The sequence below is a fragment of the Bradyrhizobium sp. AUGA SZCCT0431 genome (assembly GCF_018131065.1).
Classification (GTDB): Bacteria; Pseudomonadota; Alphaproteobacteria; order Rhizobiales; family Xanthobacteraceae; genus Bradyrhizobium.
In genome coordinates this window covers 13,522-37,924 of sequence record NZ_JAFCLR010000016.1, presented here as the reverse complement: position 1 = coordinate 37,924, position 24,403 = coordinate 13,522, and the positions used below count along the sequence as shown (strand labels likewise).

22 protein-coding genes are annotated in these 24,403 nt (G+C 62.8%); 11 read left to right on the top strand and 11 right to left on the bottom strand.

Annotation, left to right across the window (positions count from 1 at the left end; translation table 11 throughout):
• The first annotated feature begins 3 nt into the window (after window positions 1–3).
• From ntrC to hflX, 5 genes are all read left to right on the top strand, one after another.
• On the top strand, window positions 4–1,446 hold the full coding sequence (gene ntrC, locus JQ567_RS17345) for a nitrogen regulation protein NR(I) (protein ID WP_192735943.1): 1,443 nt from the start codon (window positions 4–6) through the stop codon (window positions 1,444–1,446).
• Between the two features lie 146 nt (window positions 1,447–1,592).
• Window positions 1,593–3,941, top strand: a complete 2,349-nt coding sequence (locus JQ567_RS17340; protein ID WP_212439958.1) for a PAS domain-containing sensor histidine kinase — start codon at window positions 1,593–1,595, stop codon at window positions 3,939–3,941.
• Window positions 3,942–3,958: 17 nt separating this feature from the next.
• The gene (locus JQ567_RS17335; RefSeq protein WP_211996903.1) at window positions 3,959–5,329 is read left to right on the top strand and encodes a sigma-54 dependent transcriptional regulator; all 1,371 of its coding nucleotides are present in this window, start codon (window positions 3,959–3,961) and stop codon (window positions 5,327–5,329) included.
• A 273-nt stretch (window positions 5,330–5,602) separates the two neighbouring features.
• Window positions 5,603–5,851, top strand: a complete 249-nt coding sequence (gene hfq / locus JQ567_RS17330; RefSeq protein WP_006020546.1) for an RNA chaperone Hfq — start codon at window positions 5,603–5,605, stop codon at window positions 5,849–5,851.
• A gap of 11 nt (window positions 5,852–5,862) precedes the next feature.
• Window positions 5,863–7,239 (top strand): GTPase HflX, encoded by a 1,377-nt coding sequence (gene hflX, locus JQ567_RS17325; protein WP_212439957.1) that lies wholly within the window; start codon window positions 5,863–5,865, stop codon window positions 7,237–7,239.
• A 109-nt stretch (window positions 7,240–7,348) separates the two neighbouring features.
• Here the strand turns inward: hflX and mazG are convergent, their stop codons facing one another.
• Window positions 7,349–8,215 (bottom strand): nucleoside triphosphate pyrophosphohydrolase, encoded by an 867-nt coding sequence (mazG, locus tag JQ567_RS17320; protein ID WP_212439956.1) that lies wholly within the window; start codon window positions 8,213–8,215, stop codon window positions 7,349–7,351.
• Window positions 8,216–8,350: 135 nt separating this feature from the next.
• Here mazG and queC point away from each other — a divergent pair, with 135 nt between their 5' ends.
• Window positions 8,351–9,061 carry a 7-cyano-7-deazaguanine synthase QueC gene (gene queC, locus JQ567_RS17315; protein ID WP_212439955.1) on the top strand — a complete coding sequence of 237 codons (711 nt, stop codon included), beginning with the start codon at window positions 8,351–8,353 and terminating at the stop codon, window positions 9,059–9,061.
• An 86-nt stretch (window positions 9,062–9,147) separates the two neighbouring features.
• Here the strand turns inward: queC and JQ567_RS17310 are convergent, their stop codons facing one another.
• From JQ567_RS17310 to nthA, 6 genes are all read right to left on the bottom strand, one after another.
• The gene (locus JQ567_RS17310) at window positions 9,148–10,440 is read right to left on the bottom strand and encodes a TRAP transporter large permease (RefSeq protein WP_212439954.1); all 1,293 of its coding nucleotides are present in this window, start codon (window positions 10,438–10,440) and stop codon (window positions 9,148–9,150) included.
• A 26-nt stretch (window positions 10,441–10,466) separates the two neighbouring features.
• Window positions 10,467–11,009: a TRAP transporter small permease gene (locus tag JQ567_RS17305; protein WP_212439953.1), complete on the bottom strand. Its 543-nt coding sequence runs from the start codon at window positions 11,007–11,009 to the stop codon at window positions 10,467–10,469.
• A 10-nt stretch (window positions 11,010–11,019) separates the two neighbouring features.
• A complete protein-coding gene (locus tag JQ567_RS17300) occupies window positions 11,020–12,027 on the bottom strand; it encodes a TRAP transporter substrate-binding protein (RefSeq protein WP_212439952.1) in 1,008 nt (335 codons plus the stop codon).
• Window positions 12,028–12,258: 231 nt separating this feature from the next.
• Entirely contained in the window at window positions 12,259–12,642 is a 384-nt protein-coding gene (locus tag JQ567_RS17295) for a nitrile hydratase accessory protein (protein WP_212439951.1), read from the bottom strand.
• A complete protein-coding gene (gene nthB, locus JQ567_RS17290) occupies window positions 12,639–13,301 on the bottom strand; it encodes a nitrile hydratase subunit beta (RefSeq protein ID WP_212439950.1) in 663 nt (220 codons plus the stop codon). The genes JQ567_RS17295 and nthB overlap by 4 nt, the downstream gene beginning before the upstream one ends.
• The gene (nthA, locus tag JQ567_RS17285) at window positions 13,301–13,942 is read right to left on the bottom strand and encodes a nitrile hydratase subunit alpha (protein ID WP_212439949.1); all 642 of its coding nucleotides are present in this window, start codon (window positions 13,940–13,942) and stop codon (window positions 13,301–13,303) included. The genes nthB and nthA overlap by 1 nt, the downstream gene beginning before the upstream one ends.
• 62 nt (window positions 13,943–14,004) lie before the next feature.
• On the opposite strand from nthA, the gene JQ567_RS17280 reads away from it, so the two are divergent.
• The 5 genes from JQ567_RS17280 to JQ567_RS17260 all read left to right on the top strand — a co-directional run bounded on the left by JQ567_RS17280 (window position 14,005) and on the right by JQ567_RS17260 (window position 20,796).
• Window positions 14,005–14,778 carry a hypothetical protein gene (locus JQ567_RS17280; RefSeq protein WP_249165524.1) on the top strand — a complete coding sequence of 258 codons (774 nt, stop codon included), beginning with the start codon at window positions 14,005–14,007 and terminating at the stop codon, window positions 14,776–14,778.
• Window positions 14,779–14,891: 113 nt separating this feature from the next.
• A complete protein-coding gene (locus tag JQ567_RS17275) occupies window positions 14,892–15,698 on the top strand; it encodes an enoyl-CoA hydratase/isomerase family protein (protein WP_212439948.1) in 807 nt (268 codons plus the stop codon).
• A gap of 385 nt (window positions 15,699–16,083) precedes the next feature.
• A complete protein-coding gene (locus tag JQ567_RS17270; protein ID WP_212439947.1) occupies window positions 16,084–17,103 on the top strand; it encodes a TRAP transporter substrate-binding protein in 1,020 nt (339 codons plus the stop codon).
• Window positions 17,104–17,207: 104 nt separating this feature from the next.
• Window positions 17,208–19,106 carry a TRAP transporter large permease subunit gene (locus tag JQ567_RS17265; RefSeq protein WP_212439946.1) on the top strand — a complete coding sequence of 633 codons (1,899 nt, stop codon included), beginning with the start codon at window positions 17,208–17,210 and terminating at the stop codon, window positions 19,104–19,106.
• A gap of 28 nt (window positions 19,107–19,134) precedes the next feature.
• Entirely contained in the window at window positions 19,135–20,796 is a 1,662-nt protein-coding gene (locus JQ567_RS17260) for an acyl-CoA synthetase (protein ID WP_212439945.1), read from the top strand.
• Between the two features lie 139 nt (window positions 20,797–20,935).
• On the opposite strand, the gene JQ567_RS17255 is transcribed toward JQ567_RS17260, so the two are convergent.
• The 4 genes from JQ567_RS17255 to JQ567_RS17240 all read right to left on the bottom strand — a co-directional run bounded on the left by JQ567_RS17255 (window position 20,936) and on the right by JQ567_RS17240 (window position 24,400).
• The gene (locus JQ567_RS17255; RefSeq protein ID WP_212439944.1) at window positions 20,936–21,568 is read right to left on the bottom strand and encodes an antibiotic biosynthesis monooxygenase; all 633 of its coding nucleotides are present in this window, start codon (window positions 21,566–21,568) and stop codon (window positions 20,936–20,938) included.
• Between the two features lie 162 nt (window positions 21,569–21,730).
• Entirely contained in the window at window positions 21,731–22,729 is a 999-nt protein-coding gene (locus JQ567_RS17250; RefSeq protein ID WP_212439943.1) for a L,D-transpeptidase family protein, read from the bottom strand.
• Window positions 22,730–22,805: 76 nt separating this feature from the next.
• Window positions 22,806–23,612, bottom strand: a complete 807-nt coding sequence (locus JQ567_RS17245; protein WP_212439942.1) for an MBL fold metallo-hydrolase — start codon at window positions 23,610–23,612, stop codon at window positions 22,806–22,808.
• Window positions 23,609–24,400: a TatD family hydrolase gene (locus tag JQ567_RS17240; protein WP_212439941.1), complete on the bottom strand. Its 792-nt coding sequence runs from the start codon at window positions 24,398–24,400 to the stop codon at window positions 23,609–23,611. Before JQ567_RS17240 ends, JQ567_RS17245 begins: the two co-directional genes overlap by 4 nt.
• Window positions 24,401–24,403 lie beyond the last annotated feature (3 nt).

Here is a 24,403-nt window from a genome sequence, read left to right as displayed (position 1 = left end):
ACGATGCCCGCAGGTAGTATACTTGTCGCTGATGACGACACCGCCATCCGCACAGTTCTAAACCAGGCTCTCTCGCGCGCCGGATACGAGGTGCGCCTGACCGGAAACGCGGCAACGCTGTGGCGATGGGTGAGCCAGGGCGAGGGCGACCTCGTCATCACCGACGTCGTGATGCCCGACGAGAACGCGTTCGACCTGCTGCCGCGGATCAAGAAGATGCGGCCGAACCTTCCCGTCATCGTCATGAGCGCGCAGAACACCTTCATGACGGCGATCCGGGCCTCGGAGCGCGGCGCCTATGAGTATCTGCCGAAGCCGTTCGACCTGAAGGAACTGATCACCATCGTCGGGCGCGCCTTGGCGGAGCCGAAGGAGCGCGTGGCGAGTTCTGCCGACGAAGGCGAATTCGACTCGATCCCGCTGGTCGGCCGCTCGCCGGCAATGCAGGAAATCTACCGCGTGCTGGCGCGTCTGATGCAGACCGACCTCACGGTGATGATCTCCGGCGAATCCGGCACCGGCAAGGAACTGGTCGCTCGCGCGCTGCACGACTACGGCAAGCGGCGCAACGGCCCCTTCGTGGCGGTCAACATGGCGGCAATCCCGCGCGATCTGATCGAGTCTGAGCTGTTCGGCCATGAACGCGGCGCGTTCACCGGCGCCAATACGCGGGCTTCCGGCCGGTTTGAACAGGCCGAGGGCGGTACGCTGTTTCTCGACGAAATCGGCGACATGCCGATGGAAGCGCAAACCAGGTTGCTGCGCGTACTGCAGCAGGGCGAATACACCACGGTGGGCGGGCGCACCCCGATCAAGACCGACGTGCGGATCGTGGCCGCGAGCAACAAGGACCTGCGCATCCTGATTCAGCAGGGCCTGTTCCGGGAAGACCTGTTCTTCCGTCTCAACGTGGTGCCGCTGCGGCTGCCGCCGCTGCGCGAGCGCATCGAGGATCTGCCCGACCTGATCCGGCATTTCTTCTCGCTCGCCGAGAAAGACGGGCTGCCGCCCAAGAAGCTGGATACGCTGGCGCTGGAGCGGCTCAAGCAGCACCGCTGGCCCGGCAACGTGCGCGAGCTTGAAAATCTCGCACGCCGGCTCGCAGCGCTCTATCCGCAGGACGTCATCACGGGCTCAGTGATCGACGGCGAGTTGGCGCCGCCAGCCGTGGCGTCGGGGGGCAATGCGCCGCTCGGCGTCGAGAATCTCGGCGGCGCGGTCGAGGCCTACCTATCGTCGCACTTCTCGGGCTTCCCGAACGGCGTGCCGCCGCCGGGCCTCTACCATCGCATTCTCAAGGAAATCGAGGTGCCGCTGCTCACGGCGGCGCTCGCGGCGACACGGGGCAACCAGATCCGTGCCGCCGATTTGCTCGGCCTCAACCGCAACACGCTGCGGAAGAAGATCAGGGATCTGGATATTCAGGTCTACCGCAGCGGGGGCTAGCCGGTTAGATCTCGTCGAAATGCTGGTACAGAACGCTTTCGCGGTGGGCTGCGCCGCGGAATTGTCGCAATTTGGCAACATTGTGATATGAATGCATCAGTCCGCGGCAGGCGGACACAAAGCCTTTCAGATCACCGATTGCCGGAATGACCACCGCAGAGACCTCGGCGCCCACGTTTGACCCGTCGCTTGCCCAATCCACAGGAGGAATCCTGCGGAAATGGGTGGCGCCGTTTGCGGTCGGGATCGCGCTGCTGTCGGCGTTCCTGACCTTTGTGGTGCTCAGCGGCCTGACGCCGATCGAACCTTCGCGCAACGTCGTCTACTCCTTCCTGTTGATCAATGCCGCGACCATCCTGCTGCTGGTTGCCATCATCATCCGCGAAGTCTGGCTGGTGGTGCAGGCGCGGCGCCGTGGCAGGGCGGCGGCAAGGCTGCACGTCCAGATCGTGGGTCTGTTCTCGGTGATTGCCGTGCTGCCGGCGGTGCTGGTGGCGATCGTGGCCAACGTCACCATCGATCGCGGTCTCGACCGGCTATTCTCGGGCCCGACGCGGGAGGTGATCCAGAATTCGCTGATCATCGCGCGGGCCTACACGTACGAGCACGCGCAGCTCATCAATGGCGACATCCTGGGCATGGCCAATGATATCGCCAACGCGTGGCCGTTGTTCGTCCAGGACCGGCGTACGTTTCTGGAATTGCTGACGGCGAGTGCCTCCAGGCGCAACTTGCCGGGCACCATGCTGCTCGACAAGGAAGGCAACGTCGTGGTGTCTGCGCAAACCGGCATCAGGCAAGCCTTTGCGACGCCGCCAAAGGAATTGCTCGACAATGTCGGCGAGGACAAACCCGAGATTTCGGTTTTCCCGGAGGAGAATTACGTCGCAGCGGTGGTCCGCCTGCGGGCCTTCGACGATACCTTTCTCTACGTCGCGCGCCTGCTCGATCCACGGGTGGTTGGCCAGTTGCGGCAGACCCAGGCCAGCGTCGCCGAATATGCCCAGATCGAAGCACGCCGGCTCGGCATTCAGGTCGCCTTCGCGCTGATGTTCGCGGTGATCGCGCTTACGATCCTGATGGCGTCAGTGCTGATCGGGTTGAACTTTGCCAACTGGCTGGTGGCGCCGATCCGTAATTTGATGAGCGCCGCCAACATCGTCTCCACCGGCGATCTGCATGTCCAGGTACCGGTCCATAAATCAGAAGGCGATCTGGCCCAATTGGGCGAGACCTTCAACAAGATGACCCAGGAACTGCGCACCCAGCGCGACGAGCTGGTCAGCGCCAGCGACCTGATCGACAGCCGCCGCCGTTTCATCGAAGCGGTGCTGTCCTCGGCCAGCGCCGGCATCATCGGCGTCGATGCCTCCGGCAGCGTCGGTATCCTGAACCGTTCGGCGGAAAAACTCATCGGTCATGTGGAATCAGAAACGCTCGATCATCCGCTGTCGGACGTGCTGCCTGAACTCGACGACATGATGAAAACCGCGCGCGAGGGTACGCAGAAGCTGGTGCAGGGCCAGATCACCATCACCCGCGACGGCCATGAGAGCAATTTGTCGGTCCGTGTCAGCGCCGAACAGACCGGGCAATCGCGCGACAGCTACATCATTACGCTCGACGACATCACGGATCTGGTTTCCGCGCAGCGTACCTCGGCCTGGGGCGACGTGGCGCGCCGCATCGCCCACGAAATCAAGAATCCGCTGACACCGATCCAGCTTTCGGCCGAACGTATCCGCCGCAAGTTCGGCAAGGTCATTATCGAGGACAAGGGTATCTTCGAGCAGTGCACCGACACCATCGTCCGCCAGGTCGACGATATCAGGCGGATGGTCGATGAGTTCTCCCGCTTTGCGCGGATGCCGAAGCCGGTCATGGAAGGCGAGGACGTCGCCGATACCGTACGGCAGGCGGTTTTCCTGATGAAGGTCGGGCATCCCGACCTCGATATCGAGACCGAAATCAAGCAAGACCCGATTCGGGCGCAGTTCGACCGCCGGCTGATTTCGCAGGCATTGACCAACATCATCAAGAACGCAACCGAGGCGATCGAGCAGGTCCCGCCGGAGGAGCTTGGCAAGGGTCGTATCGATGTCATCGCCGCGCAAGAGAACGACGACATCGTGATCGACGTGATCGACAACGGTATCGGCTTGCCGAAGACGGCTCGCGCGCGCCTGCTAGAGCCTTACGTGACGACGCGTCAGAAAGGCACCGGCCTTGGGCTCGCGATCGTCGGGCGGGTGCTGGAAGACCATGGCGGCCGCATCGAACTCAAGGATGCGTCTGACTTCCGGCCGGGGCAGCGCGGGGCCTGGATGCGGTTGCGCTTTGCCGTCTCCGGCCTGGCGGCGAAGGCTGAAGCGAAAGAACCGGCTGCGGCCGGAAAAGAGCAGGGCGCCGAAACAAAAGCGCCGGCTTCCGAAACCAATGAGGCGGCAAACGCGACCAATGATGAACCAAAAATCAAAGCCGCAACAGGCAACTGACAAGACAGGTGTAACCCATGGCCAGTGACATTCTGATTGTCGACGACGAAGCAGATATCCGGGACCTTGTTGCGGGCATTCTGGACGATGAGGGTTTCAGCACCCGAACCGCGCGTGACAGCGATTCGGCGCTCGCCGAGATCGCCAACCGCCGCCCGCATCTGGTGTTTCTCGACATCTGGCTGCAGGGCTCCAAGCTCGACGGCCTGCAACTGCTCGAGCAGATCAAGAAGGATCACGCCGACGTGCCCGTGGTGATGATCTCCGGCCACGGCAATATCGAGACCGCCGTCGCCGCGATCAAGCGCGGCGCCTATGACTTCATCGAAAAGCCCTTCAAATCGGACCGCCTGATCCTGGTGGCGACGCGGGCGCTGGAAACCTCGCGCCTCAAGCGCGAGGTCAAAGAACTCAAGCAACTGGCTCCGGCTGCTAGCGTTCTGACCGGGCGCTCGGCCTGCATGAACCAGCTGCGCCAGACCATCGACCGGGCTGCCAAGGCCAACAGCCGCATCCTGATCGTCGGCCCTCCTGGTTCAGGCAAGGAGCTGGCGGCGCGGACGCTGCATCACGCCTCAAGCCGCGCCGAGGGGCCGTTCGTCGTCATCAACGCAGCCGCGATCACGCCGGAGCGGATGGAAGTCGAAATGTTCGGGGTCGAGCAGACCAATGGCGAACAGGCGCGCAAGGCCGGCGCGCTCGAAGAGGCCCATGGCGGCACGCTGTTCATTGACGAAATCGCCGACATGCCGCGCGAAACCCAGAACAAGATCCTGCGCGTGCTGGTCGATCAGACCTTCCAGCGTTCGGGCGGCACCGCTAAGGTCCATGTCGACGTCCGCATCATCTCTTCGACCGCGCGTAATCTGGAAGAGGAGATATCCGAAGGGCGATTCCGCGAGGACCTTTATCACCGGCTATCGGTGGTGCCGATCCGGGTGCCCCCGCTGTCGGAACGCCGCGAAGATATTCCCGAACTGATCGACTACTTCATGGATCAGATATCGATCGCGACCGGCCTGCCGAAACGCCAGATCGGCCAGGATGCGATGGCGGTGCTGCAGTCGCATGTCTGGCCCGGCAACGTTCGGCAACTCCGCAACAATGTCGAGCGCGTGATGATCCTGGCCGGTGGCGGTCCGGAGGCGATCGTCACCGCCGACATGCTGCCGCAGGACGTCGGCTCGATGGTGCCGGCCATGCCGACCAGCAACAATGGCGAGCACATCATGGGCTTGCCACTGCGCGAAGCGCGCGAGGTGTTCGAGCGCGACTACCTGATTGCCCAGATCAGCCGGTTCTCGGGCAACATCTCTCGCACAGCGGAATTCGTCGGCATGGAGCGCTCGGCCCTGCATCGCAAGCTCAAAGCGCTCGGGGTTGGTTGAAGTTTATGCCGATCGCCATCCGGCCGGCGGGCGCGCCGATTCATGCACTTGCTTGAGAATATTCGTCTCTTTCCGGAGTTTTACGGAGAATGGTCACTGGGTTCCGCGTGGGTGGCGCGCGAACTGGCTTGCCTAAAAAGCGCGCCTGCCTTCTAATCATTCCGCCGAGCCGACCGGAGGGGGATCTCAGGGGAAGCCGGCGACCGGGGCAGGCTCCGTTAGAGAGCAACAACCGGTTAATAAAAAGAAGCACAAGACTGCGGGACAAAAACAATGGCGGCAGACCGCGCACAAAACCTACAAGACACCTTCCTAAATCACGTTCGCAAAACCAAAACGCCACTAACGATCTTTCTGGTCAACGGAGTAAAGCTGCAGGGGATTGTCACCTGGTTCGACAATTTCTGCCTGCTGCTTCGGCGCGACGGTCACTCGCAGCTTGTATACAAGCATGCGATCTCGACCATCATGCCGGGCGCGCCGATCCAGTTGTTCGAAGGCGGTGAGGATGCTCCGGCTTGAGAGTGACCTGATTGGAACCCCTCAATCGTGAAGGGGGCGCCGACCGTCCGCGGTCGGCGGGGGGCAGACAGACCGGGCGGGTGATCGTCATCGGTCCTTATTTGCGTATGCGCCGCGGCGATGCCGATGCGCAGGCGAACGAGGCTGTGCGCGATTCCGAGGCGCGGCTGGAGGAGGCCGCAGGTCTGGCGCGCGCCATCGACCTGGCGGTTGCCGATTCCCTAATTGCTCCGATCAGCCAGATCAGGCCCGCGACCTATCTCGGCAAGGGCAAGGTCGAGGAGATACTTGGCCTCATCAAAGGCCATGACATTGAACTCGTGGTGATGGACTGCGCGTTGTCGCCAATCCAGCAGCGCAATCTCGAGAAGGCCTGGGACACCAAGGTGCTCGACCGTACCGGACTGATCCTGGAAATCTTCGGCCGTCGCGCCAAGACCAAGGAAGGTTCGCTGCAGGTCGAGCTCGCGCATCTGAATTATCAGCGCAGCCGGCTGGTGCGATCATGGACCCATCTGGAGCGCCAGCGCGGCGGTTTCGGCTTCATGGGCGGCCCCGGCGAGACCCAGATCGAGGCCGACCGCCGCCTGATCGGCGACCGCATCACGCGCCTTGAGAACGAAATCAAGAAGGTGCAGGCGACGCGACGGCTGCATCGTGCCGGCCGGCAGCGGGTGCCGTATCGTGTGGTCGCGCTGGTCGGCTACACCAACGCCGGCAAGTCTACGCTGTTCAACCGCCTGACCCGCGCCGACGTCCAGGCCGCCGACATGCTGTTTGCAACGCTCGACCCGACGCTGCGCGCGCTGAGCCTGCCGCATGGCGGCAAGGCGATGCTGTCGGACACCGTGGGATTCATCTCCAACCTGCCGACGCAACTGGTCGCGGCGTTTCGCGCGACGCTGGAAGAGGTGCTCGAAGCGGATATCATCCTGCACGTCCGCGACATCTCGCACGAGGACGCGGAGGCTCAGGAGCGCGACGTCGACGCCGTGCTGCGCCAATTGGGGATCGATCCGGAAGCTGGCGCGCGCATCCTCGAAGTCTGGAACAAGATCGATCGCTTCGATCCCGAGGAGCGCGACAATCTGCGCAACATTGCCGCGCGCCGACCGCCGGAGCGGCCGTGCTTTCTGGTTTCCGCCGAGACCGGCGAGGGGATCGAAGCTCTACTAACCGCGATCGAGGATCGGCTGGCGGCAACGCGGATCACGCTCGACCTTTCCATCGATGCCGCCGACGGCGCCGGCATTAGCTGGCTGCATCGCAATTCCGAAGTGCTCATCAAGGAGCTTCACGAGGGGCGCTTCGACATGACGGTACGTGTCGACGAGACCAAGCGCGATATCGTGGTGTCGCGGTTCGGGGCCGTGCCCCACGCGGCGTGAAGTCATTGTCGTCCCGGCCTAGTGCGCAATTGCGCACGGGGGCCGGGACCCATAACCACAAGTGTTCGTTATTGTGACGCGTCGTCGAACAGGTGGTTAAATTGAGAGATCACGCAGTATGGGTCCCGGCCTTCGCCGGGACGACGTGTTCAACGCCCGGCCGCTCTTCACCCTTGGCTTCATTCCACAGCGCATCCATCTCGGTGAGTGAGGCAGCGTCGAGTGAGCGGCCCCTGGCCGCCAACGCGCGCTCGATGTAGGCAAAGCGGCGCTCGAATTTCGCGTTGGTGCCGCGCAGCGCGGTTTCGGGATCGGCGCCGACATGCCGCGCCAGATTGACCAGGGCGAACAGGAGATCGCCGGTCTCGCTTGCGAGTTCTTCCGCATCGCCCTTGTCGAGCGCGGCCTCGATCTCGTCGGCCTCCTCGCGGATCTTATGCAGCACGGCCCGAGGATCGTTCCAGTCGAAGCCGACGGTCGAGGCCTTGCGCTGCAATTCCATCGCGCGCGTCAGCGCGGGCTGACCGGCCTTGACGCTCGACAGCAACGATTTGGGTCCGGCCGGCTCCGGCGGCCGGCGCGCGGCACGTTCGGCCTTCTCCTCGGCCTTGATGCGCTCCCAGGCGCTCTTGACGCCGGCCGGCTGGATGTTGCCGTCCTTGTCGGCGAAGACGTGAGGGTGCCGCCTTATCATCTTGTTTGTGACCGCCTCGACTACGTCGCCGAAAGCAAAGGCGTTCTGTTCTTCGGCCATACGCGCATGATAGACGACCTGCAGCAGGAGATCGCCGAGTTCCTCACGGAGATCGTCGAGATCGCCGCGGGTGATGGCGTCGACGACCTCATAGGCTTCCTCGATGGTGTAGGGCGCGATCGTCGCAAGATTCTGTTCGAGATCCCACGGGCAACCGGTGACCGGCGTGCGCAGCGCCGCCATGATTTCGAGGAGCCGGGAAATATCGCGGGAAGGGGTCATGGGTTTACCGACGCCGGGGAGAGGACAGACCACTGCTTTATGCCGCAAGCGGCGGACCGATCCCAGCGGAACGCGCCGAAACCGGATTGATTTCCACCGATTGGCCTGCGCGCCCGGGAGTGGTAATGGGGCTCCATGAGCGATCCGTTCCAATCCGAAACCGCGCTGGTGCTGTTTTCCGGCGGACAGGATTCCACCACCTGCCTGGCCTGGGCCCTGCAGCGCTTCACGCGCGTCGAAATGCTGGGATTCAGCTACGGCCAGCGCCACGCAATTGAGCTTGGGTGCCGGGATCGTCTGCTATCGGGCATCAAATCATTGCGGCCGGATTGGGCTGCAAGGCTCGGCGACAGCCATACGCTGGAGATTCCGACGCTGGCGGAGATTTCCGACACCGCACTGACGCGCGATGTCGCGATCGCGATGGGCGAGGACGGGCTACCCAATACGTTCGTGCCCGGCCGCAATCTGGTGTTTTTGACGTTTGCCGCCGCGCTGGCGTACCGGCGCGGCATCCGCCACATCATCGGCGGCATGTGCGAGACGGATTATTCCGGCTATCCGGATTGCCGTGACGAGACCATCAAGGCGCTGCAATCCGCGCTCAATCTCGGCATGGCCAGACAATTCGAACTGCACACACCGCTGATGTGGCTGGACAAGGCCTCGACCTGGAAGCTTGCACATGACCTCGGCGGGGCAGGGCTGGTCGACCTGATCCGCGAACACTCCCACACCTGTTATCTCGGTGAGCGGGGCGACCAGCACGATTGGGGCTATGGCTGCGGCGAATGCCCGGCCTGCGCGTTACGCGCCAAGGGCTGGCGCGAATATGCAGCTACCTAGTTATTGTCTTGACGCGTTTTCTTAACGCGAACCGGTGTCCACCCCGGATCAAGTCCGGGGCAGGCTTTCGCTCGAAAACGCTTCAGCTAGTGAAATCCGAACGAGTGCGGCAACCACAGCGACACGGCGGGGATGTAGGTCACGATCATCAGCACGGCGAACATCACGTAGTAGAACGGCCAGATTTCGCGCATGATGTCATCCACCGAAACCTTGCCGATCGCGCAACCGACGAACAACGTTGTACCCACCGGCGGCGTCAACAGGCCGATGCCCAGATTGAGCAGCATGACGATGCCGAAATGCACGGGATCGATGCCGAAGCTCTTGACCACCGGCAGCAGGATCGGCGTGCAGATCAGCAACAGCGGCGCGAGATCGAGCGCCGTGCCCAGCACCAGCAGCATGATGTTGAGCCACATCAGCAGCACGTATTTGTTGGCTGAAATCGCGACGAAGAATTCCGTCATCTTGGCGGGCATCTGCATCACGGCGGCGATGTAGCCGAAGCAGGATGCGGTGGCGACCAGCGTCAGCACCATGGCCACGGTCTGCAGCGTCCGGTAGGCCAGCTGCGGCAGTTCCGACCATTTGTAGTCACGGTAGACGAACATCGTGACAAAGAAAGCCCAGACGCAGGCCACGGCGCCGGCCTCGATCGGCGTAAAGACGCCCGTGAGAATGCCGCCGAGCACGATCGCCAGCGTCACGATTCCCCACAGGGCTTCGACCAGCATTCTGGCGGCCTGCCGGATCGGCACCGGCTCGCCCTTCGGATGCTTGTCGCGATAGGCGTAGAAGAAACACAACAGCATCAGCGAAAAGCCGAGCAGCAAGCCGGGGAGAATTCCCGCCAGAAACAGGCTCGTGATCGAGACGACCCCGCCGGTCGCCAGCGAATAGATCACGGCGTTGTGGCTCGGCGGCACGACAATGGCCTGTACCGAGGCGCTGATGGTGACGTTGGTTGCAAAGACCCGCGGGTAGCCCTTTTCGGCCATCTGCGGGATCATGACCGAGCCGATCGCGGACGTATCGGCGACGGAAGAGCCGGAGATGCCGCTCATGATCGTCGTGGCAAGAATATTGACTTGCGACAGGCCGCCGCGAATGCGCGTGAAGCCGACGATGACGGCGGCAAAATCCACCAGCCGCCGTGCCATGCCACCCTCGGCCATGATCGCGCCGGCCAGGACGAAAAATGGAATGGTCAGCATCGACACCTTGCCGACGCCGCTGGCCAGTTGCTGCATGACCGCGGCGACCGGAAGGTCGATCCACAGCGCGCCGACCAGTGCCGACAGCGCCATCGCAAAGGCGATCGGCATGCCGATGGCGAAGAACAGACACATGCTGAGAAGGAGAACTGCGATATCCATCGGACGTCCGTGCTGGAAGAGAAACGCTATTCGATAGGGACGTGGGGATCGCCGCCGCTTGACGGCGGAGGCCCGATGGTCAGCCGCTCGATCACAAACAGCAGCATCATGGCGCCGCTGATCGCGATCGGCAGATAGGTGACGCCGACGGAGAGCCAGGGAAACTCATCGACCGAATTGCCCCAGGTCGCCAGAACCAGCTTCATGCCCCACACCAGCATGAAAACCGCCACGGCACCCATCAGCAGTTCACTGATCACGGCGGCTGCCGCGCGCAGGCGAGGGGGCAGGAGGTCGGTGCCCACGGTCATGTTCATATGGATACGCTGGCGATAGCAATTCGCGGCGCCGATGAAGGTGATGCCGACCGTCAGCAACACGGCCAGCGGCTCGGGCCAGGACGAGGCGCTGTTCAGGACGTAGCGGGTGTAAACCGCCCATGGAATGATCGCGGAGACCAGGACGAGCGCCACGCACGCAATCACGGCGGCGGTCCAGTAGACCGCGTTCATGGCGCTGCGGAACAGCCCGGCTCCGGGATCGCCGGCCAAGCCGGACTGCGTACTCATCCGCCAGGCCCTACTTCACGGCGTCGATGCGCTTGACCATCTCGGCATATTTGGCGCCGTATTTGTCCCACACCGGCTTGACCGCGTCGCGCCACGGCTTCTTGTCGACGTCCATGATCATCTCGGTGCCGGCGGCCTTCATCTTGTCGATCGCGACTTTCTCCGCCTCGTGCCACAGCACGCGCTGTTCGGCCTGGCATTCCTTCGACAGCTTCTTGATCAGCGCCTGATCCGCCGGCGTCAGCTTCTGCCACGAGATCTTCGAGAAGACGAGCAGTTCGGGAATGATCAGATGCTCGGTCATCGTGAAGTATTTTGCCACCTGATTGTGGTTCTGGGCGATGAAGGAGGGCGGGTTGTTCTCCGCGCCGTCGATGACGCCGGTCTGCATCGAACTGAAGACCTGGTCGAAGCCCAGGGCGACGCCGTTGCCGCCAAGCGCGTTCATCGTATCGACGAATAGCGGGTTGCCCATCATGCGGACCTTGAGGCCCTTCAAATCCGCCATCGTCTTGATCGGTCGCTTGCTGTTGTAGATGTTGCGCGAGCCCGCATTCATCCAGCACAGTGCAATCAGATTGGTCTTCTCGTTCGCCGAAATCTTCGCCAGCAGCTCGTCGCCGATCTCGCCATCGATCACCGCTTCCATGTGCTTGGAATCGCGGAACACGAACGGCATGTTGAAGACGTTGACGTCGTCCACGACAGGGCCGACGGCGCCGACGGAAATCCGGGCCATCTGCAGCGCGCCGAGCTGGGCCTGCTCGATCATCTCCTTTTCGCCGCCAAGCTGCATCGACGGGAACATCTGAATGGTAAGGCGGCCGTCGGTGGCGGTTTCGAGCTTCTTGCCCATGCGCACCACGGCCTCGACCGTCGGATAGCCGAGCGGATGAACATCCGATGCTCTGATGACCATTTTGGTCTGGGCGAACGCGCTTCGCGCACCGCCGATGCCGCCCGTCGCAGCCAAAGCAAACGTCGCTGCGCCAGCTCCGAGAAAATCTCTTCGCTTCATGATTGTCCTCCCTCGATGTTTTATTTGTCGCTGCCGGCATCGTTGGCCGACAGCCTTATTTTCCTGAATAGACTATGCAGTCCGGATTGGCGAAGTAAACAGGGACCGATGCCGCGGCAGATTAATTATTGGATCGAATGATCCATTGATTGGATGGTTCAGGCACCGTCGGCCAATCGCGGGCGATCGACACGTTGGAAACAACGGGCCTCAAAGGGCGCATACGTGAGGCTAGCCGAAATCACCCGGCGTCAGCTCGATCGGCGCACCGTGCGGGGTGCGGTCGGCGGCGTGATCCCAGGCATCGCGATAGCGGTGCAGGACGTCCGACGTCGTGACGCCCTTGGCGGCGACCAGTGTCTCCAGCGTTGCCAGCCAGTGCTGGTAATAGGTCTCGCCCGTATCGGGATCGCCGGCGGCCTGGGCGCGCTTGATCTCTGCGCCCAGCGTCTCCGCCCATTCCTTCCAGGTGAAAACCCCAGCCTCGTGCAGCGCCAGCGCCATCGCAAAGGCGCGGGCTTCCCAGGGCTCCCGGAACACCGGGCCATCCTCGTCGCGCGGTACGCCGGGGACGGCAACCGCCGCCCGCATCGCCTGTTGCGGAGTTAAAGTCATCCCACGCGCTCCAGATAGGATTCCCAGGCGTCGACCGAAATGCTGAGCGTCGGATCGGTGTCATTGCCCCACAATTCAGGTCCGTCGAACCGCACCGTGTAGAGCCATTGCGGGTTCTCGCCGACGCCGAGCGAATTGAGATCGGCAAACACATGGCACCCGTGATTGAGCTCGATCGTGCCGAGATGCCCGCGGACATATTGCGGCAGCCGCGTATGCGTCGGCGGATGAATCTCTTTCATCCTCACCGTCTCCCCGACCGCGAAAAGCGCAGGCGATGTTGCCGCGCGTTCGGTCGAGGCGCCACGCCGGATCGTCGGCACGACGTCGTGCGGGGGCAGGGACTTTACGGCGGGCTTGGGCGGCGAGAGCACCTTGCCGGCCTCGATTTCCTCTGGTGTCACCAGTCCGCGTTCGATCATCAACGTTTCCAGACCGGCGAGCCAGATCTGGAAATAGCTCTTGCTGAGGTAATCCTCCGGCGGGCGGTTCTCGCGCGCAAAGCGCGACATGTCGATGTTCCAGCCGCCGGGACGTGACATCGCGACCGTCAGCGCGAAGGCGCGACGCTCCCATTCGCCGTGAAACACCGGCTCGTTCGGTTCGGGCACGACGGGGCCAAAGCCTTTGGCGCCGCCCATGTCATGCGCGCCGTCCATCAGGCGGTCTCGCCGGGCTGCCTCGGCAGTCCGGTGCCGATCATGCTGTCGCGGGTAACGAGTTCGGCGAGCTGCTCGGCGCTCCAGCCTTCGGTGCCTTTGGGCCGCATCGGCAGCACGAGGTAGCGGATTTCGGCGGTGGAATCCCAGACGCGAATCTTTGTCGTCTCGGGCAGGGCGACGCCAAAATCCTGCAGCACGCCGCGCGGATCGGAGACCGCGCGGGAACGATAGGGTGCGGATTTGTACCACACCGGCGGCAGCCCGAGCACCGGATGCGGATAGCAGGAGCAGAGCGTGCAGACGACCATGTTGTGCTGTTCGGGTGTGTTCTCGACCACCACCATGTGCTCGCCTTGCCGCCCGCTATAATCGAGCTCGGCGATTGCCGCCGTCGCATCCTTCATCAGCCGCGCGTGATAGGCCGGATCGCTCCAGGCTTTTGCGACGACGCGGATGCCGTTGCGCGGGCCAATCTTCTTTTCATACAGGTCGATCAGGAGATCGAGCGAGGCCGGATCGACATAGCCCTTTTCGGTCAGGATCGATTCCAGCGCCCGCACCCGCAGCTCGGTCCCCGACAATTCCGAATGGTCGTGATCGTGGTGATGGTCGTGGTGATCGTGGTCATGGCCTGTCATGCGGCCAAGATAGTCGCAAAATCCGGGCTATGTCGAGGCGAAGACTCTGCTAGCATTTAGCCATGGGGATTGGGGCAGGGCGCATCGCAATCGCGGCGGCAGCGGCCATTTCGGCCTGGCTTCCGATTTGGCTTCCGGCTGGCGATGCGCACGCCGCCAACGGCGCCTATGCGGTCGACGCTGCCGACATCGCCGAGGTCGGCTCCTGCAAGGTCGAGAGCTGGCTGCAGGGGGCGACCAACACGGATTTTACGGCCGTGGCCAATCCATCCTGCGCGGTGAATGTTTTCAGGCCGGTGGAATTGAGCATGCAGACCGTCCGGTCGCGCAGCGACGGCGACTGGAGCACCAGCTTCGCTCCCAAGGCCAAGTGGAACTTCATTCCGACCGGAGTGGGAAGGTTCGGTCTGTCGTTTTATGCCGGCGGATCATTCGACGCGTTGACCGGAGATAACCTCACCGCGTTCGCGGTCGTACCGGTGACCTACAGGCTGTCCGAAACGATGCGGATCAATCTCAATGGCGGCTGGATGTGGGACCGCATGGCCGACCGGCACTACCTGGTTTATGGCGCCGGCTTTGACTGGAAGCTCACGGATACGTTGCAGTGGACCATCGAAGCGTTTGGCCAAGCCGGCCAGTCGGACGAGCCGAGCGCGATCCGGCCGCGATTCCAGACCGGCATTCGCTACCGGCCCAACGATATATTTTCGGTCGACCTGATCTACGGCCACAACATATCGGGCGAAAATGCCAACTGGATCACGCTCGGCACCACGATCCGCTTTCCGGTGCCGGGTAGCAAACCCGACCACCATCGTACCGGCCATCTGTGAGCTTACGCAGCCGGGGCACGCCGGGCAGGAGGGGCCGGCATGCAAACAGCGCGCGGGCCGACCGCGCGCTTCTGCGTTAAGGTTTTCAAAAATAACGGGCAGGGAGACGCCGCTTGACCAGGTTTGTCACCATTGAAAAAGGCCTTGGCCCCGATGGCCGTATCGCCGTCGTCCGCTTCGACCGGGGCGATGGCATCAACGCGATGTCGCCGGAGGCGATGCGCCAGCTTACCGAAGCCGCCCGCAGTTTTGAGGATGACGGCGCGACCTCGGTCGTGGTGCTGACAGGCGCCGCCAAGGCGTTCACGGCCGGCTTCGATCTCAAGGACCCCGAGGGCCGGGCGCGGAAAACCATGGACCTCGGCACCCTACGCCGCCATCTGAAGCTCGGGCCGCGCCTGACGCGGGCCTGGCAGGACATGGAACAGATCACGATCGGCGCCATCGAAGGCTTCTGCGTCGGTGGCGGCGTCGCGCTGGCGGTGGCGCTGGATTTCCGGGTCTTGGCCCGCGACGCCCATATGCGCGTGCCCGAGATCGGGCTCGGCATGAACATGAGCTGGCAGAGCGTGCCGCGCATGCTGCACCTGATGGGACCAGCCCGGACCAAGCAGGCCGTCATCCTGGCCGACCACCGCATCACGGCAGCCGAGGCCTATGAATGGCGGCTGGTCGAGGAGGTCGCCGAACCCGGCCAGGCGTTCGACGCCGCGATGGCGCTCGCCACCAAGGTCGCGGCCCAGCCGCCGCTGTCGGTCGCCATGACCAAGCTGACCGTCAACCGGCTCACCCACGCGCTCGACGATCTCACCAGCCACATGGACGTCGACCAGTTCGCGCTGGCGAGCCTGAGCGAGGATCACAAGGAAGGTGTCGCGGCGTTCCTGGAGCGGCGGAAGCCACGGTTCAAGGGACGCTGAGGCCCGTTACAAAAAATATCGAAAACAACCCCATGCAAAGTAGAACCCGAAGTGGGTAATCGTGGCCCCACGGATCGATCTCAATATCTGTAATTCGCATAAGGTATATTATGGAATATTTATATCTACAATTAGATCAGATATTTAGCGTGGTTTCCTTCCAGGCCAGGTCAGATTGGCTCGGTTTTTTCGATCCAGAGCGCAGCCCCAAACAGCCGGCAAAAGCCAACGCATACTGTTTGCGGCTGCGTCCCGAAAACCGATATTGCCGCGGCCGGCGGACGCTGCAATAAGCCGCCCGGCGGGATCGCTCGCCGTGACCACGCAGCATCCGGTCCGCACAGGATTGGGTCTCAAGAACAACAACCCTCAAGGGAGAAACCAGATGAGTTTTTCACGACGCACGCTTCTCAAGGCATCCGCTGCGTCAGCGGTTCTGGGTGGCATCGGCGCCCCGTTTGTGGCGCGCGCCCAGACCGCCGAATTCACCTACAAATACGCCAACAACCTCCCGGACGGCCATCCGTTGAACGCCCGCGCCAAGGAGATGGCGGCGGCGATCAAGGCCGAGACCAATGGCCGGTTCGACCTGCAGATTTTCCCGAACAACCAGCTTGGGTCCGACACCGACATGCTGAGCCAGATTCGCTCCGGCGGGGTCGAATTCTTCACGCTGTCTGGCCTGATCCTAGCGACACTGGTGCCGGCGGCCTCGATCAGCGGCATCGGCTTCGCTTTCCCGGATTACGACACGGTCTGGAAGGCCATGGATGGCGGGCTGGGCGCTCACATCCGCGGCGAGATCACCAAGGCCAATCTCGTGGTGATGGACAAGATTTGGGACAATGGCTTCCGCCAGACCACGTCCTCGACCAAGCCGATCAACGGGCCTGACGACCTGAAGGGCTTCAAGATCCGGGTGCCGGTCTCGCCGCTCTGGACCTCGATGTTCAAGGCGTTCGATGCGGCGCCCGCCTCGATCAATTTCAGCGAGGTCTATTCTGCGCTGCAGACCAAAATCGTCGAGGGCCAGGAAAACCCGCTGGCGATCATCTCGACCGCCAAACTCTACGAGGTGCAGAAATTCTGTTCGCTTACCAACCACATGTGGGACGGCTTCTGGTTCCTGGCCAACCGCCGCGCGTGGGAAAAAGTCCCGGAGGATGTCCGGACCATCGTCGCCAGGAACATCAACGCGGCGGGCGTCAAGGAACGCGAAGACGTCGCCAAGCTGAATGCCGGACTGCAGCAGGAATTGGCCGGCAAAGGCCTTGCGTTCAACCAGCCCAATGTGACGCCGTTCCGCGACAAACTTCGCTCGGCCGGCTTCTATGCCGAATGGAAGGGCAAATACGGCGAACAGGCCTGGGAGCTGCTGGAAAAGTCCGTCGGCAAGCTGTCGTAGCCGGATAGGGGTCTCAGACCCCTATCCTGTCTTTGGTTGAGCATGATCGTCCCGGAAAACACGTTTCCACTTTTCCGGATCATGCTTTGGTGCAGGGCGCCGCGATGGCTCATGCCGAATTGACCGAGAACGTGACCGGCGAGGTGGCTGAGCCCCCTCGCCGCCGCTCCTTGCTCGCGTCGATCGAAAACTTCCTCGGCATGCTGGTTGAGATCCCGGCGGCGCTTTTGGTGGTCGCCGAGATCGTCATCCTGTTCGCGGGCGTGGTGGCACGTTACGGCATGCACCGGCCGTTGATCTGGTCGGACGAACTGGCCTCGATGCTGTTCCTGTGGCTGGCGATGCTGGGGGCTGCCGTGGCGTTCCGGCGAGCCGAGCACATGCGGATGACGGCCGTGGTCGCGAGCGCCAAGCCTGCGCTGCGCGCCTATCTCGATCTGGTCGCGACCTGTGCCGCGCTGGCGTTTCTCTTGATGATCGCCTGGCCGGCCTTTGAATACGCCTATGAGGAAAGTTACATCACCACGCCGGCGCTGCAGGTCACCAATATCTGGCGAGCGGCGGCGCTGCCGGTCGGCATTGCTCTGATGGCGCTGTTTGCGTTCCTGCGGCTGGCACGCGCGGGCAACGTCCGTACCGTTTTCGCGGCCATCCTGTCGGTCGCGCTGGTCATTGCGGTGTTCTGGCTGCTGAAGGGCTCGCTGCGTCCGCTCGGCAATCTCAACCTGATCATTTTCTTCGTCGGCGTGGCCGGCTTCTGCGTCTTTGCCGGCGTTCCCATTGCGTTCGGCTTTGGGCTGGCGACCTATGGCTACCTGGCGCTGACAACCAATACGCCGCTGATGGTGCTGGTCGGCCGCATGGACGAGGGCATGAGCCACCTCATCCTCCTGTCGGTGCCGCTGTTCGTGTTCTTGGGCCTGCTGATCGAGATGACCGGCATGGCGCGCGCCATGGTGGCGTTCCTGGCGAGCCTGCTGGGCCATGTCCGGGGCGGGCTGCATTACGTGCTGGTCGGCGCGATGTATCTGGTTTCGGGCATCTCCGGCTCCAAGGCCGCCGACATGGCTGCCGTCGCCCCGGTGCTGTTTCCGGAAATGAAGGCGCGGGGCGCCAAGCCGGGCGATCTGGTCGCCCTGCTCTCGGCCACCGGCGCCCAGACCGAAACCATCCCGCCGAGCCTCGTGCTGATCACGATCGGCTCGGTTACCGGCGTATCGATTGCGGCGCTGTTCACCGGTGGCCTGCTGCCCGGCTTGGTGCTGGCGATTACGCTGTCGGCGCTGGTGTGGTGGCGCTACCGCGACGAGGACCTGACACACGTCGCCAGGGCCAGCGGCGGCGAGATCGTCCGTGCGTTCATCATCGCCCTGCCCGCCGTGGCGCTGCCTTTTGTGATCCGCTACGCCGTGGTCGAGGGCATTGCGACCGCGACCGAGGTTTCCACCATCGGCATCGTCTACGCCTTCGTTGTCGGCTACCTGATCTACGGGCTCCTGATCTACCGCAATTTCGACTGGCGGCGGATCATGCCCATGCTGGTGGAAACCGCGTGCCTGTCGGGCGCCATCCTGCTGATCATCGGCTGCGCCACCGGGATGGCCTGGGGCCTGACCCAATCCGGCTTCTCGCGGACGCTGGCGGCAGCCATGACCGGCCTGCCCGGCGGTTCGGCGACCTTCATCGCGGTGTCGATCGTCGCCTTCGTGATCCTCGGCAGCGTGCTCGAGGGCATTCCGGCCATCGTGCTGTTCGGACCGCTGTTGTTTCCGATCGCGCGTGCGGTCGGGGTGCACGAGGTTCACTATGCCATGATCGTTATTCTGGCGATGGGTATCGGGTTATTCGCGCCGCCGTTCGGAGTGGGCTATTATGCCGCCTGCGCCATCGGACGCGTCGATCCGGCCGAAGGGATCAGGCCGATTTGGGGTTATCTGCTGGCGCTGATGGTCGGACTTATTATTGTGGCGATCTTCCCGTGGATTTCGATCGGGTTCTTGTAGGTTCAATTTTACTGACGGGACAAAGCCGATGAGCGCAGCCCAAACTCTGGACCAAGGTCAATATAGCATCGGATTGGACAAGACGCCGGCGAATTACGTGCCGCTGACGCCGCTGAGCTTCCTCGCACGCAGCGCGGCCGTTTATCCCGATGCGGTCAGCACCGTCTACGAAGGCCGCGTCTTCACCTGGTCGCAGACCCATGAGCGCTGCCGGCGCTTTGCCTCATACCTCGCCGCCCGCGGCATCGGCCATGGCGATACGGTCGCGGCAATGCTGCCGAATATTCCCGCGATGAACGAATTGCATTTCGCGGTGCCGATGGCGGGCGCGGTGCTGAATGCGCTCAACATCCGGCTCGACGCGCCCTCGATTGCGTTTCAGCTCGATCATGGCGGCGCCAAAATCATCCTGGTTGATCCGGAATTTTCCGGTGTGATCGCGGAAGCGCTGACGCTGATGAAGGGGCCCAAACCTTATGTCATCGACGTCGATGATGCGGCATTTGCCGGCGGCAAGCGGATCGGCGAACTCGAATATGAAGCGGCGGTGGCGCAGGGCGATGCTGGTTTTGTGGCACGCCTGCCCGGCGACGAATGGGACGCGATCGCGCTGAGCTACACGTCGGGCACGACGGGCAATCCGAAGGGCGTCGTGACCCATCACCGCGGCGCTTACCTCAATGCGGTGAGCAATATCCTGGCGGGCAATCTCGGCCAGCATCCGGTCTATCTCTGGACCCTGCCGATGTTTCATTGCAACGGCTGGTGCTTCCCGTGGACGGTCGCCGCCTCCGCCGGCGTCAATGTCTGCCTGCGCAAGGTGGACCCGTCGAAGATCTTTGAACTGATCCCCAAGCACGGCGTCACCCACATGTGCGGCGCACCGATCGTCTACAACACGCTGATCAACGCGCCGGATGCCCCGAAGGGCGCCAAGGCGCGGCCCGTGGTCGGGTTGATCGCAGGCGCAGCGCCTCCCGTTGCGGTGCTCGAAGGCGCCGAGAGCATCGGCATCAAGCTGACGCATGTCTACGGCCTGACCGAGGTCTATGGACCGGCGTCGGTCTGCGCCGAACAGCCGGGCTGGGATGAACTGCCGGCCGATCAACGCGCCCAGCTCAAGCGCCGGCAGGGCGTGCCCTACCCGCTGCAGGAAGGCGTCACCGTGCTCGATCCCGAAACCATGCGCGAAGTGCCGCGCGACGGCGAGACCATTGGCGAGGTGATGTTCCGCGGCAATATCGTGATGAAGGGGTATCTGAAGAACGAGAAAGCCACGAGCGAGGCCTTTGCCGGCGGCTGGTTTCACACCGGCGATCTCGGCGTGCTCGATGCGAGCGGCTACGTCATCATCAAGGACCGCTCCAAGGACATCATCATTTCCGGCGGAGAAAATATCTCCTCCGTCGAGGTCGAGGACATCCTCTACAAGCACCCGGCCGTGCTGTTCGCGGCTGTGGTCGCCAAGCCCGATCCGAAATGGGGCGAAGTGCCCTGCGCCTTCGTCGAGCTGAAGGAAGGCGCGAAAGCGACCGAAGCCGACATCATCGCGTTCTGCCGCGGCCACATGTCCGGATTCAAGACCCCGAAGGCCGTGGTGTTCGGCGTCATTCCGAAGACGTCGACCGGGAAAATTCAAAAATTCCTGCTGCGTAACCAGGTGGATTCGGCCAAGGCGATTTCGGCGTGAACTCTCGTCGTCCCGGCGCAGGCCGGGACCCATAACCACAGCCGCATGTGGTTGCGAAGACTCGTCGAGCAATATTTCCGAAACGATAGATCACGCGGTAGGGGTCCCGGCCTGCGCCGGGACGACGGCCTTTAAAGGGTTACGCCTCTCGACTCCTGACCGGCGGGTAATACTGCGGCGCCTCGGTCCGCTCGTACATTCCGTAGTCGCGCATGACTTCGAAGATGCGGAAATACTCCGTCGTGGGATCGGCAAATAGCCGGGCGCCGAATGCGGCACCGCCCGCTTCGTCCGGCACGTCGATCAGGTGGGCATACTGTCCTTCGCGATAGACGCTCGTGAAGGCGTCACGGCGCCAATCGGTTGCGACTGGAAGTTCGGCGCTTCGCGATTCCGTCGCCAGCACATAGGTCGGCGGACGGCGCGAAGGATCGTTGCAGGGCGTCCGCTTCTTCGGCTGCCAGACAGGTTGTCCCGGCCTTTCTTCGTGAATCACCTGAGCGACGCGAATACGGTAGTCCGAAAAGACTTCCTCGCGGCCGGCCGTCTGGACCTCGTGATGGTGGCCATGGGCTCGCCAGGCCGTCAGGGCCCCCTCGTCCTGCCATATCTGGTAGGACAGCAGCAGGTCTTCCTGTGTCAAACTCCTGAAGCGGTCAATGAAAAGACAGCCACCCATGGCCTCGAGCTCGGGCTTCAACGAAGCGGCGAGATTGAGATATTGGTCCCGGCGCCCGGGCCTTGTCTGAACCTCAAAGAACAGGCCAATCATTACGCTACCCCTCTTTCTTCCCAACGTAGTCCGTTTGCTCCACCCGCTCCAGTGTCAACCGTCATGGGCCCGATCACGCCAGCCTGCAGAGTCTGGCGCAGCACTTCATAATCCTGTTGGTGATGACAAGAAGTGGTGCGGCTTGAACCGCGCTCGGACGATCTAGCTCTTTCCGCTCGCCGGCGGCTGCTCGACGAAAACGACCGCTGTTCCCTTCTTGACGCTCTTGCCCAGCAAGCCGGCATCCCAATTGGTCAGCCGAACGCAACCGTTGGATTCAGACTTGCTGACCGTCGAAGGGTTGGACGTGCCGTGGATGCCATACCCCTCCGCTGAAAGCCCTATCCAATAGATTCCCACGGGGTTGTTCGGGCCGGGTTTGATGGTGAAGGCCTCTTTTGATCTGACACCCTTGAATTTGTAGTCGGGATTATAGCGGTAGTTCGGGTTGGCATCGGCGGACACGACCTTGAGCGTACCGCTGGGGGTTGGCTTTTCCTTGCTCCCGACGGTCGCTGGAAAGAACGCGACAAGCTCACCGGACGAGGCAAAGACCTTTACGGTCTGGCGCGATTTATCCACCTCGATCCGCTCAGCCTTCAATTTGGCGTCGTTGCCGGCCACGGCCGCGACCAAGACGGCTTCACCTGCCTTATCGAACTTCTTTCCGGGGTTCAGAGCTTCCAGCAGTCCCTCACTCATGTGAAATTTCTCGGCGAGGCCCTCGCGCGGGCTCACATAGCCAACAGTCTTGAGGTCCCGCATGGCTTCCATCCTGGCGGGAAGCTTTTCCAGGAAGGGTCCCTTGATATCGTCGCTGGAAATCTTGTACTCGATAACGACGGCGTCCGAGCTTGTCCCGGCAAGCGCCTTCCATACCTCCGGCGTCAGTGCCGGAGCAGGCTTCAAGCCTTTCGCCTCGGCAAAGGCCTTTAGCGCCTTCTGCGCGTTTTCGCCGAGCTTGCCGTCGATCTCTCCCGGTGAAAACCGCGCCCGATCCAGCAGGACCTGGACCTTGATGACGAGCGGATTGACTTTCCTTTCCGCCGGAGGTTTTGCAGTTTCAAATTCTGCATTGTTGATCGACGCGGCGTCCAGTCCGGCCGCCGGCAATATCAGCCAGACCCACAGGACCGGTGCGGCCAACAGGCGGCGGATCATCTCGGCTCTCTCCCGGAAGCGGAACTCCGGTGATAATCAGTTCGTGCCGACGAAGTTCCGCCGCGCTGCCTGAACCTCAGCCCGTCCGCTCCAGCGTTAGCCGCATCCCGTCAAAAGCCGGGATCACGCCAGCCGGCAGGCTCTGGCGCAGCACCTCGTAATCGAGGTCGGAATGCATGTTGGTGATGACGGCGCGGCGCGGCTGGAAGCGCCCGATCCAGGACAGCGCGTCGTTGATGCTGAAATGGCTGGGATGTCCGGCATAGCGCAGCCCGTCGATGATCCAGAGTTCGAGGTTTTCCAGCGCCGGCCAACTCTCCTCGGGAATGTCGTGGAGGTCGGGCGTGTAGGCGGCGTCCCTAATGCGAAATCCCAGCGCGGGAATCTTGCCGTGGTGAACCAGGAAGGCGGAAAGCTTCACCGGGCCGCCCTTCCCCTCGGTGGTGTGGCTCTCGCCGGCTTCGATGGAATGACGCGTCAGGATTGGCGGGTAATCGCTACCCTCGGGCGCGATGAAGCAATAAGAGAACCGCGCCATGATGTCCTTCGCGGTCGACTGATTGAAGTAGGTGGGAATGCGGCGGCGCTGGTGCAGCACGACCGAACGCAAATCATCGATGCCATGGGTCTGGTCGGCGTGCTCATGCGTCAGGAACACCGCGTCGATATGGTCGACATTGGCGTCGATCAATTGCTCGCGCAGGTCGGGCGAGGTGTCGATCACGATCCGCGTGGTGCCGTGGGCGCCCGTGCGCTCGACCAGCAGCGAACAACGGCGGCGCCGATTCCTGGGGTTGTTGGGATCGCAGGCGCCCCAACCGAGGGCGGGACGCGGCACGCCGGCGGAGGAACCACAGCCGAGGATTGTCAGCGTCAGCGTCATGCGGCCGCTTTCGGCGCGGGTACCTTGGAAAACAGCCGAAAGAAGTTTTCGGTTGTCTGCCGCGAGATCTCCTCAAGCGAAACCCCGCGCGCCTCCGCCAGCACTTTGGCCACCTCGACCACGTAGGATGGCTCGTTGCGCTTGCCACGGAATTTGCCGGGCGCCAGATACGGCGCGTCGGTTTCGACCATGATGCGATCGGCCGGCAGTTCGGCGGCGAGTTCGCGCAGGGCTTCTGATTTCTTGAACGTCAGGATGCCCGTGAACGAGATCGAAAGTCCCAGCGAGATCGCCTTCATCGCCAGTTCGCGTCCGCCAGTGTAGCAATGCAGCACCGCGCGAAACGGTCCCTTGGCCATTTCCTCTTCGAGGATACGACCGCAACCTTCATCGGCGTCACGGGTGTGAATGACCAGCGGCAGGCCGGTTGCGCGCGCGGCGTCGATGTGGGCGCGAAAGCCGCGCTCCTGCGCCTCCGGCGAGCCGTCGTCGTAGAAATTATCCAGCCCCGCCTCGCCCAGCGCCACGACCTTCGGATGCTTCGTCAGTTCGATCAACTCGCTCGCGGGAATGCCGTCTTCCTCGTCGGCGTGGTGCGGATGGGTGCCGACCGAGCAATAGACATTCGGAAAGCGCTCGGCGATTTGCAGCAAGCCGCCAAGCCGCCTCACCCGCGTCGAGATGGTGACGATGCGGCCGATGCCGGCGCTCTCGGCGCGCGCAACGATGCCGTCGAGATCCTCGGCGAAATCGGGAAAGTCGAGATGACAGTGGCTGTCGACGAGCATGGC

Coding starts and splice junctions, on each gene's coding strand:
- ntrC (WP_192735943.1), top strand. CDS start 4: ATGCCCGCAGGTAGTATACTTGTCGCTGATGACGACACCGCCATCCGC.
- JQ567_RS17340 (WP_212439958.1), top strand. CDS start 1,593: ATGACCACCGCAGAGACCTCGGCGCCCACGTTTGACCCGTCGCTTGCC.
- JQ567_RS17335 (WP_211996903.1), top strand. CDS start 3,959: ATGGCCAGTGACATTCTGATTGTCGACGACGAAGCAGATATCCGGGAC.
- hfq (WP_006020546.1), top strand. CDS start 5,603: ATGGCGGCAGACCGCGCACAAAACCTACAAGACACCTTCCTAAATCAC.
- mazG (WP_212439956.1), bottom strand. CDS start 8,215: ATGACCCCTTCCCGCGATATTTCCCGGCTCCTCGAAATCATGGCGGCG.
- queC (WP_212439955.1), top strand. CDS start 8,351: ATGAGCGATCCGTTCCAATCCGAAACCGCGCTGGTGCTGTTTTCCGGC.
- JQ567_RS17310 (WP_212439954.1), bottom strand. CDS start 10,440: ATGGATATCGCAGTTCTCCTTCTCAGCATGTGTCTGTTCTTCGCCATC.
- JQ567_RS17305 (WP_212439953.1), bottom strand. CDS start 11,009: ATGAGTACGCAGTCCGGCTTGGCCGGCGATCCCGGAGCCGGGCTGTTC.
- JQ567_RS17300 (WP_212439952.1), bottom strand. CDS start 12,027: ATGAAGCGAAGAGATTTTCTCGGAGCTGGCGCAGCGACGTTTGCTTTG.
- JQ567_RS17295 (WP_212439951.1), bottom strand. CDS start 12,642: ATGACTTTAACTCCGCAACAGGCGATGCGGGCGGCGGTTGCCGTCCCC.
- nthB (WP_212439950.1), bottom strand. CDS start 13,301: ATGGACGGCGCGCATGACATGGGCGGCGCCAAAGGCTTTGGCCCCGTC.
- nthA (WP_212439949.1), bottom strand. CDS start 13,942: ATGACAGGCCATGACCACGATCACCACGACCATCACCACGATCACGAC.
- JQ567_RS17280 (WP_249165524.1), top strand. CDS start 14,005: ATGGGGATTGGGGCAGGGCGCATCGCAATCGCGGCGGCAGCGGCCATT.
- JQ567_RS17270 (WP_212439947.1), top strand. CDS start 16,084: ATGAGTTTTTCACGACGCACGCTTCTCAAGGCATCCGCTGCGTCAGCG.
- JQ567_RS17265 (WP_212439946.1), top strand. CDS start 17,208: ATGGCTCATGCCGAATTGACCGAGAACGTGACCGGCGAGGTGGCTGAG.
- JQ567_RS17260 (WP_212439945.1), top strand. CDS start 19,135: ATGAGCGCAGCCCAAACTCTGGACCAAGGTCAATATAGCATCGGATTG.
- JQ567_RS17255 (WP_212439944.1), bottom strand. CDS start 21,568: ATGATTGGCCTGTTCTTTGAGGTTCAGACAAGGCCCGGGCGCCGGGAC.
- JQ567_RS17250 (WP_212439943.1), bottom strand. CDS start 22,729: ATGATCCGCCGCCTGTTGGCCGCACCGGTCCTGTGGGTCTGGCTGATA.
- JQ567_RS17245 (WP_212439942.1), bottom strand. CDS start 23,612: ATGACGCTGACGCTGACAATCCTCGGCTGTGGTTCCTCCGCCGGCGTG.
- JQ567_RS17240 (WP_212439941.1), bottom strand. CDS start 24,400: ATGCTCGTCGACAGCCACTGTCATCTCGACTTTCCCGATTTCGCCGAG.